Below are 15146 nucleotides of genomic sequence, written 5' to 3' on the forward strand. Positions count from 1 at the left end.
ACTCTAACACCCATTGACACAGCCCAATGTTTCTCTTACGTTTCCGAAAACCTTTTAGCCACGGGGGATCGAAGGAGTCACCATGACACGACGGCTCGCGGGCATAGCCACCCTCGCATTGTTAACGTTCACATCCGCCTGTGGCGGCGGAGGCTCGCAAGAGCCCGCCGAAGGACCAGTGACGATCACCATGTGGACCCGGGCCGCCACCCAGGCGCAGAGCGAGCGGCTGGTCAAGGCCTACAACAGCAACCACAAGAACCAGGTGAAACTGACCGTCATCCCGACGGACAACTATCAGCCGCGCATCGCCGCCGCCGCGGGCGCCAAGCAACTGCCCGACCTGTTCGCGGCCGACGTCATCTTCGTCCCCAACTACACCTCGCAGGGCCTGTTCCTGGACATCACCGACAGGATCGCCGCGCTGCCGCACAAGGACAAGCTCGCCCCCTCCCATATGAAGCTGGGCACGCTGGACGGCCGGCAGTACACGCTGCCGCACACGCTGGACCTGTCGGTCTGGTTCTGGAACAAGGATCTCTACACCAAGGCCGGACTCGACCCCGAGCAGGGGCCGAAGACGCTCAAGGAGTTCGCCGAGCACGCCACCACGATCCAGGACAAGCTCGGCAAGGACGACAAGGTGCACGGCACGTTCTTCGGCGGCAACTGTGGCGGCTGCTACGTGTTCACCTTCTGGCCCTCCGTGTGGGCGGCCGGCGCCCAGGTCATGGACGCCGAAGGCGCGACCTCGCTCAACGACCAGCCGGCGATGACCGACGTCTTCAAGATCTACCGCGAGCTCCACGAGCAGGGCGCCACCGGCCCGACCACGAAGGAGGAGCAGGGCCCCACCTGGACCGGCTTCTTCCCCAAGGGTGAGATCGGCGTCATGCCGATGCCGTCGACGACGCTCGGCACCATGCCCGCCGACATGAAGATCGGCGTCACGCCCATCGCCGGCCCCGACGGCGGCGAGTCCACGTTCGTGGGCGGCGACTCGATCGGCGTCTCCTCCACCACGAAGAACGCCGAGGCCGCCTGGGAGTTCCTGGCCTGGACCGTCTCCGACGAGGCGCAGGTCGAGGTCATGGCCAAGAACAAGGACGTGCTGGCCCGCACCGACCTGTCGAGCAACAAGTACTCCGCCGCGGACCCGCGCGTGGTGCTGATCAACTCGCTGGTCGCCAAGGGGCAGACGCCGTACGCGCTGCGCTTCGGCCAGACCTACAACGACCCGCAGGGGCCGTGGCTGCGACTGGCCCGCGAGGCGGTGTTCGGTGACGCCTCGAAGGTCACGCAGCTCAACGCCGAGGTCACGAAGTCACTGCAGCAATGACGTTGAGCCTCTCCCGATCCAGGAAGCACGCGGCGCGCGGCGCGCCGGACCTGCGGCACAGCAGGAAGGCCCAAGGCTGGCTCTACGCCGCGCCGACCGCGGTGATCGTCGGCGTGCTGTTCGTCGCACCGCTGGTGCTGGTGGTCTGGATGTCGCTGAACCGCTGGCCCCTCCTGGGGCCCGCGGCCTTCAACGCCCCCGACAACTACACCAAGATCGCCGACAACCCGCTCTTCGTCGACTCGGTGATCTTCACGCTCAAGTACACCGCGATCACCACCGTCCTGCTGTCGGCGGTCGCGCTCGGCCTGGCCCTGCTCGTGCAGGAGCGCAGGCCGGGCGTCGGCTTCTTCCGCACCGCGTTCTTCCTGCCGGGCGCGGTCGGCTTCGCCGCCGCCGCGCTGCTCTTCTACGGCATGCTGAACGCCGACTTCGGCCCCATCGACCCGATGCTGCGGGCGGTGGGGCTCATCGACGAACCGGTGAAGTGGACCGGCACCCCGAACATGGCGCTGTTCTCCACGATCACGCTGGTGCTGTGGCGCTTCGCCGGGTTCAACATGCTCATCCTGCTGACCGGACTGCAGTCGATCCCGACCGAGGTGTACGAGGCGGCCAGGAGCGACGGCGCGAACCGGTGGCAGATCTTCACCAAGATCACCATGCCGCTGCTGCGCCCGACGCTGGCCCTGATGCTCATCCTCAGCGTCACCGGCTCCCTGCTGGCCTTCGACCAGTTCTTCATCTTCACCAACGGCGGCCCGGACAACAGCACGGTGTCCATGGTCATGGTCGTCTACCGGGACGCGTTCTTCCGCTTCGACCTCGGCGGCGCCGCGGCCCTGTCGGTCGTGCTGCTGATCGGCCTGGTCGGGCTCAACACCCTGATGATGCGGAGGCTGCGATGAGACGCTACATGACCCTCTCGGCGCTGGCCGTGCTGTTCCTGTTCCCCCTGCTGTGGAGCGGTTACGCCTCGCTGGAGGAGCCGGAGAACTACCTCCGGATGGCCGCCTTCGGCGAGGGGGTCGGCACCTACGCGACCAACAGCGCGCTGGTCTCGGTGATGACCGTCGGCGGCACGCTCGTGGTGTCGGCGCTCGGCGGCTACGCCTTCGCCCGTTTCGACTTCCCGGGCAAGAACCTGCTGTTCCTGGTCACGCTGGCGATCCTCATGGTCCCCTACGCGACCATCCTCATCCCGCTGTACGTCCTGCTCGGCTACATCGGCCTGCAGAACTCGCTGGTCGGGCTGTCGCTGGTGTTCGTGATGTTCCAGCTCCCGTTCGCGCTGTTCATGATGCGCAACGCCTTCGAGGCCATCCCGCGCGAGCTGGAGGAGGCGGCGCTGGTCGACGGCTGCGGCACGTTCCGGGCGTTCTCCCGGATCCTGCTGCACGCCGTACGGCCCGCGCTGATCACGGTGGGCCTGTTCGCCTTCCTCGCCTCCTGGAACGACTTCTTCGCGCCGCTCATCCTGCTCAACGACGGCGCCTCGTTCACCCTGCCGGTGGCCGTGGTCAGCATGACCCAGGGCACGTTCGGCGCCATCGACTACGGCATGCTCCAGGCCGGCGTCATGGTCATGGCCATCCCCTGTCTCGTCCTCTTCATCGTGCTGCAGCGCCACTACGTGCGCGGATTCATGTCAGGAGCTCTGCGTGGCTAACCCTGTCCTGCCCTCCTCGGGCGCCCTGTCCCCCCTCGGCCTCGACGCGGTGCGCCTGTCGCCCGGCTTCTGGGGCGATCGCGTCGCGCTCAACCACGAGGTCACCATCGCCCACTGCCAGGAGTGGATGGAGCGCGAAGGCTGGATCGGCAACTTCCGCGGCGACCGGCCGCGCCGGGGCCGCGAGTTCAGCGACTCGGAGATCTACAAGCTGCTCGAGGCGATGGCCTGGGCCGGCCACCCCGAGCTGCCGGCGCTGGCCGAGACGGTCGCCAGAGCGCAGGAGGGCGACGGCTACCTCAACACCCGCTGGACCGGCAGCCGCTACACCGATCTGGAGTGGGGCCACGAGCTCTACTGCTACGGCCACCTCATCCAGGCGGGCGTGGCCCGGCTGCGCAACCACGGCGAGGACCGGCTGACCGAGGTGGCGGTGCGGGCGGCCGACCACGTCTGCCGCCGCTTCATGGACGGCACCCAGACGTGCGGTCACCCCGAGATCGAGATGGCGCTGGTGGAGCTCTACCGGGCCACGGGCACCGAACGCTACCTGGAGCTGGCCCGCCGCCTCGTCGAGCGCCGCGGCCTGCCCGCGCTCGGCGAGATCCACCTCGGCCGCGCCTACTTCCAGGACGACGTCCGCCTGCGGCAGGCCCAGTCCTTCCGCGGGCATGCCGTACGCGCCCTCTACCTGGCGTGCGGCGCGGTGGACGTGGCCGTGGAGACCGGCGACGAGGAACTGCTGAAGTCGATCGAGACGCAGTGGGAGCGGACGGTCGCCCGGCGGACCCACCTGACCGGCGGGATGGGCTCGCGGCACGCCGACGAGGCGTTCGGCGAGGACTACGAGCTGCCGCCGGACCGGGCCTACTCCGAGACGTGCGCGGGCATCGCCTCGATCATGCTGTCGCACCGGCTGCTGCTGGCCACCGGCGACGCGCGCTACGCCGACCTGGCCGAGCGGACCCTGTACAACGTGCTGGCCACCGCGCTGGCGCTGGACGGGCGCTCGTTCTTCTACGCCAACCCGCTGGCCGTGCGGGTGCCCGCCGAACCCGTCATCGGGGTCGTCAACCACTCCGCGGGAGGCGGGCTGCGCTCGCCCTGGTTCGACGTGTCGTGCTGCCCGAGCAACATCGCGCGCACGCTGGCCTCGGTCGCCGCCTACGTCGCCACCGGCTCCGGCGACGGCGTGCAGATCCACCAGTTCACGCCGGGCGAGATCCGGCACGACGGGCTGGCGCTGCGGGTGGAGACCGGCTACCCGTGGTCCGGCGAGGTGCGGGTGCGGGTGCTGGAGGGCGGCGGCGGGCGGATCTCGCTGCGCGTGCCCGCCTGGGCGTCCGGGGCCACCCTCCGGTACGAAGCGGCCGGCGCGGCGCCGGACGGCGGGCGGGACGGCGCGGGCGCCGGCGGTTCGGAGGCCGTCCGGCGGGTCGAACCCGGTTACGCCGTGGTCGAGCGGGACTGGCGTCCCGGGGACGAGCTGCGACTGGAGTTGCCGATGGCGCCGCGGTGGACGTACCCGGACCGGCGGATCGACGCGCTGCGCGGGTGCGCGGCCGTGGAGCGGGGGCCGCTCGTCTACTGCGCGGAGTCCGTCGGCGACGAGCCGCCGCTCACCGGGATGGCCGCCCTGCCGTCGTCACCGCCCGCCGAGCACTCCTCGGACGGGACGGTGGAGCTGGAGGTCGAGGCCGTCCTCGGCACGCCCGACTCCGACGCCTGGCCGTACAGCTCGAAGGCGGGCGGCTGGCCGTACCAGCCCCAGCGGGAGCCCGGGACCGGGACCGGGACGGCGCTGCGGCTGGTGCCCTACCACCGGTGGGGCAACCGGGGCCCCGCCACCATGCGCGTCTGGCTCCCCGTCGCCGACAGGACCGTCGCCGACGAGACCGTCGCTGAGAAGACCGTTGCTGAGAAGACCGTCGCCGAGCGGCCCTCCGCCGGCTGATCCGCCCGGCGTCCTCCGGACACCTCCGTAAGCCTCCGGCGCTCCGCCGGATCACCCCCAGGAGATCCTCGTGCGCAGACCCCTGTCGCTCCTGGCGGCCGTGGCCGTCGCGGGCGGCCTGCTGACCGCCCCTCCCCCTGCCGTGGCCGCCGACGACCAGCTCGGCATGCCCGTCTTCACCGGCGCGGACCCGGTGCCCGCCGAACCGGCGGCCTACCATCCGCGCCGGATGATGGCGGAGATCTACAAGAAGGAGAAGGGCGGCGACTCCTACTGGATCGACCGCATGCTCGCCCGTCCCGGCGCCGACCCCGCCGGGAACTGGCTGATGTCGCGGGGGCGGGCGGTGTTCATGAAGGAGCACGATCCGTCGGTCGTCGGGTTCGGCGGCAGCGTCGCCTACTGGGAGAGCATCGACGACCGCGACGCGTACACGATCTCCCTCGGCGCCGAGCTGGTCGAGGACGTGAGCGAGCGGCTGCAGATGCCGAGCCACTGGGCCGGCGCGTACACCGGTGACGGGCTGGCCGTGACCGTCAAGAAGTTCATCACGCACGAGAACGTGGCGGTCACCACGCTGGCCGTCACGAACACCGGCACGGCCAGGCGCGAGGTGCCCGTCACCGTCACGTCGCCGTACACGAAGACCGCCGACGGCGACCGCGAGCTGACCGGGGTGGTGACGGCGAAGAACCGGCTCACCACCGTCTTCCCTAGGCTCAGCGGCGACGGGCTGAAGGTCTCGGGGGGCGCGCTGAAGGGCACGCTGGCGATCGAGCCCGGCCGGACCGTGCGGACCAAGGCGCAGCTCGGGTTCGTGACCGAGGAGCTGGCGGGGTCGCGGGCGGAGTACGACGGCTACAAGGGTCGCCCGGCGGACAAGGCGCTGCGGCGGCACCTGCAGGACTACAACGCCTGGTGGGCTGAGAACCTGCCCTACATCGACGTGCCTGACGAGAACATCAAGAAGTTCGTCTACTACCGCTGGTGGCTGATGCGGTTCAACTTCCTGGACGCCGACATCCCGGGCGGCGACTTCCAGTTCCCGACCTCGGTGGAGGGGGCGCTGGGCTACAACAACGCGATCGTGCTGACCGTGCCGATGTTCGTCCAGGATCTGAAGTACCTGCGCGACCCGATCTACTCCTACGGGCCGTGGGTGTCGGCCGGCGAAGTGTCTCGGAACTCGAAATATACGGATAATCCCGGCGACCCGGAGAACTGGTCGAACAGCTACACGCAGTACATCTCGGCTGCCGCGCTGGAGAGCTACCAGATCCACGGCGGCCAGCCCGCGATCCTGCGCAACCTCGCCCGCTACGCCGAGAAGGACGTCTACGGCCAGCTCGGCGCCTACGACTCCAACGGCAACGGGATCATCGAGTACGACTGGGAGGCGATGACCGGCAACGACGCCGACGCGGTGTCGTTCCACTACTACGACCGCGCCAACGAGCGGCTGGAAGGCGCGTACGTGTTCGCCAACGCCCAGGCGGCCGCCCAGGCGTACGAGCTGATCGGCGACGCGGCCAAGGCCGCGGAGCTGCGCGCGGTGGCCGAGAAGGTGCGCACCTCCATGCTCGGCCTGCTCTGGGACGAGGAGAGCAAGCTGTTCAAGCACCGCGACCTTCAGACGGGCAACCTGATCCCGTGGAAGGAGTCCAACAACTACATCCCGTACGCGACCGGCCTCGTCCCCACCGATGACCCGAAATATCGGGAGGCGCTCCGCTTGTGGGCCGATCCTGCGGAATATCCAATCTTCCCTGCTTATACGGCTAATCAGAAGGACAAGGCGGAGGCCGCCGCGCAGGGCAAGCCTGGATCCAACAACTTCTCGCAGATCAACTCGACCCGGAACTTCGCCCTGTTCTCCAAGGCGCTGCGCGAGTACGCCTCGCCGTACGTCACCGCCGACCAGTACAAGCAACTGCTCTACTGGAACGCCTGGTCGCAGTTCGTCGGCGGTGACACGCGTTACCCGGACGCCAACGAGTTCTGGGCCAACTGGAACCCGGCGACCAAGACCATCGACTACCGGTCCTGGATCCACCACACGATCCTCGGCAGCAGCAACTGGACGGTCATCGAGGACGCCATGGGCCTGCGCCCCCGCTCCGACGGCAAGGTGGAGCTGTGGCCGGTGGACATCGGCTGGGACCACTTCACCGTCAACGGCGTCGACTACCGGGGCAGCGACCTGACCGTCGTCTGGGACAAGCCCGGCGACGGCGCCACGCACTACCGGGGCGTGCCGGAGGGCTACTCGATCCTGGTCGACGGCAGGCGCAAGGTCACCCTGTCCGGCCTCGCGCACGCCGTGTGGGACCCGGCGACCGGCGAGGTCGAGGGCGGCGACGTGCTGCACGCCGAGCGGGCCGCCATCAAGGCCCCCGCCGAGGTCGAACTCCGGGGCGAGCGGGTCACCGACCTGTTCCAGAAGGCCGGCGTGAACCTGAGCTCCACCCGCCCCGACCTGGTCACCGCCGCCACCGCCTCGCACGGCGACCCCTCGGGCGCCGTCGACGGCTACACCATCAACGAGCCCCACTGGAGCACCAAGGGCTCGGGCCAGGCCCAGGACTGGCTGGAGGTGGACCTGGGCTCGGCGCGGCGGGTCGACCAGGTGCGGCTGTACTTCGTCAACGACCGCAAGGACCACAGCGAGCCGGCCCTCTACCGGATCCAGCACCTCGACGGCGAGACCTGGAAGGACGTGCCCCGGCAGGCGAAGGAGCCCGCCTACCCGCGCGCCAACCTCAACACGGTCCGCTTCCCCGCCGTCCGGGCCGCCAGGCTGCGGGTCCTGCTGACCCACCGCCCCGGCTACGCCGGCGGTCTGAAGGAGATCCAGGCGTACGAGTCCGGCACCCGGATCCCCTCGGTGTCCAATCGGGCACCGTACGTGCTGGCCGTACCCGATCCGGCCTTCAACCGGCCCGGCCAGGCCAGGCTGAACGGCGTCGTCAAGGACGACGGCCTGCCGTCGGGGACGCTGACCACGCGGTGGAGCCAGGTGTCGGGCCCCGGCGAGGCGTTCTTCACCGACCCGGCGGCGCCCAGCACCGTCGCCTCCTTCACCGAGGCGGGCGACTACGTGCTGCGGCTGACCGCCTCCGACGGCGCGAAGCCGGCGTCCAGCACGGTCACGGTGACGGTCACCGCCCCCGGCTCGCAGGTGAACGTCGCGCCGTACGCCACGCCCACGGCCTCCTACACCTCGCCGTGGGAGAAGGTCACGGCGGTCAACGACGGCATCGATCCGCCGCGCAGCAACGACGCCGCCAACCCGCGCTGGGGCACCTGGCCGCAACAGGGCACGCAGTGGGTGCAGCTCGAATGGCCGTCGCCGGTGCGGGTGAACAAGGCCGCGGTGTACTTCTTCGACGACGGCGGCGGCGTCCGCGTCCCGGCCTCGTGGAAGATCCAGGCCTGGGACGGCGACTCGTTCGCCGACGTCACGGGCGTCGCCTCCTACCCCGTGGCCGCCGACGCCTACAACGAGGCCGGCTTCGACACCGTCACCACGACCAGGCTCCGCGTCGAGCTCCAGTCGGCCCAGGCCTCGGTCGGACTGCTCGAATGGAAGGCGTACGCGGTGCCGCCGGACTCGGTGCGCCCGGTGCACGTGCCCACCCTGGCGGGCACGCTGCCGCGACTGCCCGCCACCGTGGAGACGCTGTACGCCGACGGCGGGCGCGGCGTGGCACCCGTCGTCTGGCAGCAGATCACCCCTGACCAGGTCGCGACGGGAGGCACCAGCTTCACCGTCGCCGGCCTCGCCGAGGGCGTCACCGCGCGGGTCCAGGCCACGGTGTACGTCAGGACCACCTCGGCGGTGACGATCACCTCACTGGCCGAAGAGGCGGTCGTCACCCGGGCGGGCACCGCGCCCGCGATGCCCGCCACCGTCGTGGCCACCTACAACGACGGCTCCAAGGACGGCTCCACGGCCGTGACCTGGGAGCCGATCGCCCCCGACCGCTACGCCCAGCCGGGCACCTTCACGGTGACCGGCCAGGTTGCGGGCACCACGATCCCCGCCAAGGCCACGGTCACCGTGGGCTGAGCCCGGAACCTACCGAACGGCTCGGTCGTTTCCCCAGCTAGACGACCGAGCCGAAGGAGAGGCATGGGCTGGCACTACAGAAAGTCGATCAAGGTGGGGCCGTTCCGCGTCAACCTGTCGCGGCACGGGATCGGCCACAGCTTCGGCAACCGCCGCTTCCACGTCACGACGACCCCCGACGGCCGCCGTCACGTGACCGTGCACCTGCCGGGGGGCTTCCAGGTGGGCAAGTCGTTCGGAAAGCGCCGGTATTACCGGCACTACTAAACCGCAAAATCCGGGGTAGCTGACCTTCCTCGCAAACTCTTGGGAGGAAGGCGACATGGGCTGGGGCTACCGTAAGTCGATCAAGAAGGGGCCGTTCCGGCTGAACCTGTCCCGCAGTGGCGTCGGACACAGCTGGGGCAACCGGCTGTTCCGGGTTACGCGTACGGCGGACGGCCGCCGCACGCTGTCGGTCAACCTGCCGGGCGGCTTCCACTGGCGCAAGACACTCAGCAGCCGCTCGCGCGGCTGACGCACCTTTCAGGGCCGGGGACACTCCAGGTGGAGTTCCCCGGCTCCTTCCATGCGACGACGGCGCGAGTGTCCGCGCTCAGCGGGGCGGTGTGAGGTCCAGGTGGAGCCAGCGGGCCAGGTCCTCGATCTCGCGGCCTATGGCTTCGGTCATGGGCTCGGTGAAAGCCACGTCCTGGTGAAGCGCGTGGACCCGCAGCACCTTGGCCTTGCGGTCGGCGGCGGCGTCCAGCTTGCCCACCAACCTGTCGCCATAGAGGATCGGCAGCGCGAAGTATCCCCACCGGCGCTTGGCGGCGGGCTTGTACATCTCCAGCTGGTAGTCGAAATCGAAGAGCTCGACGGCGCGCTTCCGGTCGTGGATCAGCCGGTCGAAGGGGGACAGCAGGGCCGCACGCTCCGCGAACGGCCGGTCCAGCTGGGACGGATCGACGCGCCAGGTGCCCTTGACCCCCTCGACCACGGCGGGCTCGCCGGCCTCACCCACGTCGACGGGCTCGACCGGGTGTCCGGGCCCACGGCCGCGGGCGATGCCCAGAGCGCGCAGCCGTCGCTCGTCGCGGATGCGCAGCGCCTCGTGGGCGGGGACGATCCGGTCATCGGGGTAGACCCGGGTCGCCAGGTCCCACAGCCGGTCGCGGCCGCTGCGCCCGGCGATGGCGACCTCGCCGCTCAGCACCATGAACTCCAGCATCTGCGTGACGTTGCGGTTGTTGGTCCAGCCGGTGGATTTCCACGGCACCGCGCAGGTGTCCGGCAGCTCGCGTGACGGCAGCGGCCCCGAAGACGCGAGCCGTTCGAGGATGTCCAGGCGGAACGCGTCGTTGGCGCGCATCCACTCGCGTCGGGGGTCCAGTTCCCTGCGCCCGGCCCAGGCGGCCATCGCGCCGCGGTACAGCGCGAGATCTTCGCTGGGCCGGATCATCGCGCGGAGCTCGATCAGCGTGCGGTCCGCCAGTGCGGCGTCCAGGTCGGCCGGGGCGTACGACGACCCGAGGCGGCTCCACGCGACAAGGTCCGCACTCGGCGCGATGGCGGCGATCGGGTCTATCTGCAACAGGGTCAGCCGGCGCACCACCGCGTGCAGCCCGGCCGGCCGCGAGCCGTCCAAGAGCTGGGCGCGTACGGCGATGCGGCGCGCGTCCGCACGGGAGAGCTGGTGGGGGATCACCCCACGAGATTAGACGACCGGGCTGATCTGCGGCCTGTCGGGAGCATCCGTGGTGAACGGGCGGGCATCGGGCGACGCGGTGGTCGCGCGGGTGAGGCGGGCGGCCAGGGCACGCAGGTGTTCGACGAGCTCGGGCGGCTCGCGTACCTCGAATTCGCAGCCGAGCGCCGTCAGCCGCATGGCGAGCCACTCCAGGGTGTCGCCATGGCAGCGCAGCAGGCAGGTGCGCTCGTCGATCGGCGACAGCTCGCCCACGTCCGAACCCACGCGAGCGGCCAGCTCCGCCATCGGAGCGCCCAGGACGACGTCGGCGGCATAGGTGGGCACCAGCGAGTAGAGCTTGCCCGCGACGTAGGCGGCCGCGTCGTCGGCGGGCAGGTCGCGCGGCGTGCTCCGGCCGCCCGTCGGCGTGACGTCCCGCATCCGGTCGATGCGGAAGATCCGCCAGTCGTCGCGGTCGTTGTCATGACCGAGCAGATACCACCGCCGACGCGCGGAGACGAGACGGTGCGGATCGACGTGGCGAGCGCTGTCGGTCCCGTCCCCCGCCTGATAGCCGAACCGCACCCGCTCGCCGTTGGCGATCGCACCGGCCAGCACGGTCAGCAGCTCAGGGTCCACGTCATCCCCGGCCGAGCCGGGCAGCGGAACGGTCGCGCCGCTCAAGGAGCGCACCCGATACCGCAGCCGCGACGGGAGCACCCGCTCCAGCTTGGCCAGCGCCCGCACGGACGCCTCTTCGATCCCCCGCACCGGCTGCCGTGCCGCCGTGGACAGCCCGACCGTGATGGCCACAGCCTCCTCGTCGTCCAGCAGCAGGGGTGGCATGGCCGTGCCCGCGACCAGGCGGTACCCGCCGTCGGCCCCTCGCATCGCCTCCACCGGATACCCCAGGTCGCGCAGCCGCTCGACATCGCGCCGCACCGTGCGGCGGCTGACGCCCAATCGCTCGGCGAGCTCCCCGCCGGGCCACTCACGCGGGGTCTGCAGCAGCGACAGCAGTTTCAGCAGTCGGGACGAGGTATCGGCCATGTCCCCAGAATGCCGCACCAATAGGTCAAGAACTGACCTATACCACTTCTACCGTCGAGACCGACAACGCACCGCATCCAGGAGGCAGCCATGACCGTCAAGCCGGTTCCCGAGGGCTACACCACCGTCACGCCGTGGATCATCTCCTCGGACACCGCCCAGCTCATCGACTACGTCAAGGAGGCTTTCGGCGCCGAGGAGATCGCCCGCGTCATCGGCGAGGACGGCAGCATCGGACACGCGGAGGTCCGCATCGGCGACTCCGTCGTGATGATGTTCGACTCCCGCCCCGAATGGCCGCTCACCCCCGGTTTCCTGCGCCTGTACGTGGACGACGCCGACGCCGTGCACCGGCAGGCCGTCTCGGCCGGCGGCACCTCGGTCACGGAGGTCACCCACCTGGCCTTCGGCGACCGCGTCGGCCGGGTCCGCGACCCGCTGGGCAACCTGTGGTGGATCCAGACCCGGATCGAGGATGTGAGCCTGGAGGAGATGAACCGCCGCTGGAGCGACCCGGCCTTCGCCAGGGCGATGGAGTACGTCCAAAGCGCCGACTTCTTCCCTGGTGGTGGCTCGCGGCAGGCCTGAACCGGGGTTGACGGCGCGTCGAGGCCGGCAGCCCGGGTCAGGCGAAGAACTGCGCGATCCTGAACCTGCGCACCAGGAGAGGGACGGAGCAGCGGCTGATCACCCGGATCTTCCGGAAGCGGGTCTTCTGGTCGATCGTGACCTTCACGCACTTCATGTGCACCTCGTGGTGGCCCAGGAGGGCGTAGTAGGAGATGGAGACGCTGCGGCGGGCCAGCCCCCGGTCGGACAGTCCCGCCCCCACCTCCCGGTACAGCCGCCTGGAGCCCTTGAGGGTGAAGGCGGTGGAGCCGACGACCGCGTGGTTCGCGGCCACGGGACAGTGCGCGAGGATCCGTACATCGTTGTTCTGGCGCGGCCGCTCGGGCAGGACCCGCAGTGACGTGAGGTTCTTCCACTCGGCGGGGATGGGGTCGCGAGCCGTGATCCCGATGCTCTCGGACGATGCCCGCAGGGCCTCGGCCGGAGCGCTCTGACCCATCACGAGAGCGGCCACCACTCCCACTCCTACAACGGACCACACGTGTTCCTCCCCGCCGGTCCTAGGTCGCTGACCAGGCTGTTCGTCTCATTATGTGGAGCGCGTCCCGGACAGGGGGACGCCACGCCGACAGCGATCCGCCGGCCACGGGCAGCTGAGGGAATGCGAGAGTTGTCGGATCCGCCACAATGCCTGATGTGATTGTGGACAAGGCGATCTACTGCAACGGCGTGCGGCAGACCATCAGCGGCGACATCAGCGATGCCTTCGGCGCCGCGCGAGCCAGGGGTGACTGTTTCCTCTGGATCGGCCTGCACGAACCCACTCAGGAGGAGTTCGACCTCATCACCACCGAGGTGAAGTTACATCCACTGGCCGTGGAGGACGCCATCCGCGCCCACCAGCGGCCCAAGCTGGAGCGGTATGACGACACGCTGTTCGTGGTGCTCAAGTCGCTGTTGTACGTGGAGGAGAGTTCCGACATCGAGGTCGGCGAGATCAACCTGTTCCTGGGCCGCGACTTCGTCATCAGTGTCCGGCACGGCCAGGCCAACCCGCTGTCCGGGGTGCGGCGGCGGATCGAATCCGATCCCGACCTGCTGGCCATGGGCCCCACCGGCGTGCTGTACGCGATCTGCGACCAGGTCGTCGACACCTACTCCCAGATCTCCCACGAGGTCGAGCACGATCTCATCGCTCTGGAGCGGCGCGTGTTCAGCGGCGAGTACTCCGACGTCACCGCGGACATCTACTCCCTCAAGCGGGAGGTGCTGGAGTTCCGTGTCGCCCAGGATCCTCTGGTGCCGGTCCTGGAGGAGATCGTCAAGGGCCGGGTCGAGTTGTGCACGGGTGCCCGTGACCAGTTCCGTGACGTCCTGGACCACCTGCTCCGCGTGGACGCCCAGGTCGACGAGCACAACGAGGTGCTCACCAGCGCCCTGAGCGCGCATCTGGCCCTGGTGAGCCGTGAGCAGAGCAGGGCGGCCATCCAGCAGAACGCCGACATGCGCAAGATCTCCTCATGGGCGGCGCTCGTCGCCGTGCCCACCATGATCGCCGGGATCTACGGCATGAACTTCGACCACATGCCCGAGCTGCACTGGCTGCTCGGCTATCCCCTCAGCCTGAGCGTCATGGTCATCGCCGTGATCATCGTCTACCGGCTGCTGCGCAAGAGTGGATGGCTGTGAATGCCCACCGGAAAACGACGAGATCCCGCCTGATCGAGGTGATCAACGGGATCTCGTGAACGGTCCGGGGTGGAGCTATGGGGATTCGAACCCCAGACCTCCTCCATGCCATGGAGGCGCGCTACCAACTGCGCCATAGCCCCTTGCGATGCGTCGCCAAGTGTATAGGAATCTTCCCACCCTCGTGTCACACCCGGAGGCCCGTGATACGTCTTAGGTCTTATGTCGACCTTCGAAGAGAACCGGGGCCTGTTGACCGGGGTGGCCTACCGGATCCTGGGCAGCATGGCCGACGCGGAAGACGTGGTCCAGGAGGCGTGGTTACGCTGGTCCGGGGTCGACGCGGCAGGTGTGGACGACCCCAAGGCCTACCTGGTCCGGATCACCTCCAGGCTGGCGATCGATCGGCTGCGGTGGGCGAAGTCGCGGCGGGAGTCGTACGTGGGCCCGTGGCTGCCGGAGCCGGTGAGCACCGCTGTGGACGTGGCGGAGCAGGCCGAGCTGTCCGGCAACGTGGAGCTGGCGCTGCTGGTGGTGCTGGAGACGCTGTCGCCGCTGGAGCGGGCGGTGTTCGTCCTGCGGGAGGCCTTCGACCTGCCGTTCTCCGAGATCGCGGAGGTCATCGGGCGGGCGGAGCCGGCGACCCGCCAGCTCGCCAGGCGGGCCCGCGAGCATGTGCGGGAGAAGCGGCCGAGATTCGAGGCGAACCGAGCGGCGCGCAGGAGGATCACCGAGCGGTTCATCAGCGCCTCGGCCGAGGGCGATCTCGACGCCCTGATCGAGTTGCTGTCCAACGAGGTGACGCTGGTCAGCGACGGCGGCGGCAAGGCCAGGGCGGCGCTGCGGACCATCTCGGGCTCGGATCACGTGGCCCGCTACCTCACCTCCATCAGCACGCCGGAGGGTATCGCGCGCTTCATGACCTCCATCGGCGTGGAGGACTACTCGGACTTCTCCTTCGGGATGGCGGAGGTGAACGGCGCTCCGGCGGCGGTGGTCTGGGCGGCGGGGCGGGCGGTCACGGCGGTGTCGCTGGTGGTCGTCGACGGCAGGGTCGACACCATCTACCTCATCGCGAACCCCGACAAACTCGCCCACCTCGCCGGCTGATCCATCAAGTCGCAGGCAGGGGACCGC

At 69.5% G+C, this 15146-nt stretch carries 13 protein-coding genes and 1 tRNA gene; 10 read left to right on the forward strand and 4 right to left on the reverse strand.

The features are described from left to right. The first annotated feature begins 178 nt into the window (after positions 1-178). The 7 genes from V5E28_RS36130 (at position 179) to V5E28_RS36160 (ending at position 9548) form a co-directional block, all read left to right on the forward strand. Positions 179-1339 carry an ABC transporter substrate-binding protein gene (locus V5E28_RS36130; protein WP_336213765.1) on the forward strand — a complete coding sequence of 387 codons (1161 nt, stop codon included), beginning with the start codon at positions 179-181 and terminating at the stop codon, positions 1337-1339. After that, positions 1336-2247 carry a carbohydrate ABC transporter permease gene (locus tag V5E28_RS36135; RefSeq protein WP_336213766.1) on the forward strand — a complete coding sequence of 304 codons (912 nt, stop codon included), beginning with the start codon at positions 1336-1338 and terminating at the stop codon, positions 2245-2247. Before V5E28_RS36130 ends, V5E28_RS36135 begins: the two co-directional genes overlap by 4 nt. Further along, a complete protein-coding gene (locus V5E28_RS36140; RefSeq protein WP_336213768.1) occupies positions 2244-3008 on the forward strand; it encodes a carbohydrate ABC transporter permease in 765 nt (254 codons plus the stop codon). Before V5E28_RS36135 ends, V5E28_RS36140 begins: the two co-directional genes overlap by 4 nt. Beyond that, entirely contained in the window at positions 3001-4962 is a 1962-nt protein-coding gene (locus V5E28_RS36145; protein WP_336213769.1) for a glycoside hydrolase family 127 protein, read from the forward strand. Before V5E28_RS36140 ends, V5E28_RS36145 begins: the two co-directional genes overlap by 8 nt. Positions 4963-5032: 70 nt before the next feature. Next, positions 5033-9031: a galactose-binding domain-containing protein gene (locus tag V5E28_RS36150; protein ID WP_336213770.1), complete on the forward strand. Its 3999-nt coding sequence runs from the start codon at positions 5033-5035 to the stop codon at positions 9029-9031. 63 nt (positions 9032-9094) lie between these two features. Further along, positions 9095-9298 (forward strand): DUF4236 domain-containing protein, encoded by a 204-nt coding sequence (locus tag V5E28_RS36155; RefSeq protein WP_336213771.1) that lies wholly within the window; start codon positions 9095-9097, stop codon positions 9296-9298. Positions 9299-9353: 55 nt separating this feature from the next. Next, complete coding sequence (locus V5E28_RS36160; RefSeq protein WP_336213772.1) at positions 9354-9548, forward strand: DUF4236 domain-containing protein; 195 nt, start codon at positions 9354-9356, stop codon at positions 9546-9548. A 78-nt stretch (positions 9549-9626) separates the two neighbouring features. Here the strand turns inward: V5E28_RS36160 and V5E28_RS36165 are convergent, their stop codons facing one another. Both V5E28_RS36165 and V5E28_RS36170 read right to left on the reverse strand, forming a co-directional pair. Beyond that, positions 9627-10718, reverse strand: a complete 1092-nt coding sequence (locus V5E28_RS36165) for a DNA glycosylase AlkZ-like family protein (protein ID WP_336213773.1) — start codon at positions 10716-10718, stop codon at positions 9627-9629. 9 nt (positions 10719-10727) lie between these two features. Then, positions 10728-11750: a helix-turn-helix transcriptional regulator gene (locus V5E28_RS36170; protein ID WP_336213774.1), complete on the reverse strand. Its 1023-nt coding sequence runs from the start codon at positions 11748-11750 to the stop codon at positions 10728-10730. 90 nt (positions 11751-11840) lie between these two features. Between V5E28_RS36170 and V5E28_RS36175 the strand changes: the two genes are divergently transcribed. Next, positions 11841-12338 carry a VOC family protein gene (locus tag V5E28_RS36175; RefSeq protein WP_336213776.1) on the forward strand — a complete coding sequence of 166 codons (498 nt, stop codon included), beginning with the start codon at positions 11841-11843 and terminating at the stop codon, positions 12336-12338. 37 nt (positions 12339-12375) lie between these two features. On the opposite strand, the gene V5E28_RS36180 is transcribed toward V5E28_RS36175, so the two are convergent. Then, positions 12376-12834, reverse strand: coding sequence for a hypothetical protein (locus tag V5E28_RS36180; protein ID WP_336213777.1), 459 nt, complete (start codon positions 12832-12834; stop codon positions 12376-12378). 173 nt (positions 12835-13007) lie between these two features. On the opposite strand from V5E28_RS36180, the gene V5E28_RS36185 reads away from it, so the two are divergent. Beyond that, positions 13008-14009, forward strand: a complete 1002-nt coding sequence (locus tag V5E28_RS36185) for a magnesium and cobalt transport protein CorA (protein ID WP_336213778.1) — start codon at positions 13008-13010, stop codon at positions 14007-14009. 70 nt (positions 14010-14079) lie between these two features. On the opposite strand, the gene V5E28_RS36190 is transcribed toward V5E28_RS36185, so the two are convergent. Next, a tRNA-Ala gene (locus V5E28_RS36190) sits at positions 14080-14152 on the reverse strand. A 79-nt stretch (positions 14153-14231) separates the two neighbouring features. Here V5E28_RS36190 and V5E28_RS36195 point away from each other — a divergent pair. Next, a complete protein-coding gene (locus V5E28_RS36195) occupies positions 14232-15119 on the forward strand; it encodes an RNA polymerase sigma-70 factor (protein ID WP_336213780.1) in 888 nt (295 codons plus the stop codon). Positions 15120-15146: the final 27 nt, after the last annotated feature.

The organism is Nonomuraea sp. LPB2021202275-12-8 (assembly GCF_037044575.1).
Classification (GTDB): Bacteria; Actinomycetota; Actinomycetes; order Streptosporangiales; family Streptosporangiaceae; genus Nonomuraea.

Bases quoted from the DNA above. Each gene is read 5' to 3' on its own strand.
- V5E28_RS36135 (WP_336213766.1), top strand. From the start codon at position 1,336: ATGACGTTGAGCCTCTCCCGATCCAGGAAGCACGCGGCGCGCGGCGCG.
- V5E28_RS36140 (WP_336213768.1), top strand. From the start codon at position 2,244: ATGAGACGCTACATGACCCTCTCGGCGCTGGCCGTGCTGTTCCTGTTC.
- V5E28_RS36155 (WP_336213771.1), top strand. From the start codon at position 9,095: ATGGGCTGGCACTACAGAAAGTCGATCAAGGTGGGGCCGTTCCGCGTC.
- V5E28_RS36160 (WP_336213772.1), top strand. From the start codon at position 9,354: ATGGGCTGGGGCTACCGTAAGTCGATCAAGAAGGGGCCGTTCCGGCTG.
- V5E28_RS36170 (WP_336213774.1), bottom strand. From the start codon at position 11,750: ATGGCCGATACCTCGTCCCGACTGCTGAAACTGCTGTCGCTGCTGCAG.
- V5E28_RS36175 (WP_336213776.1), top strand. From the start codon at position 11,841: ATGACCGTCAAGCCGGTTCCCGAGGGCTACACCACCGTCACGCCGTGG.
- V5E28_RS36185 (WP_336213778.1), top strand. From the start codon at position 13,008: ATGCCTGATGTGATTGTGGACAAGGCGATCTACTGCAACGGCGTGCGG.
- V5E28_RS36195 (WP_336213780.1), top strand. From the start codon at position 14,232: ATGTCGACCTTCGAAGAGAACCGGGGCCTGTTGACCGGGGTGGCCTAC.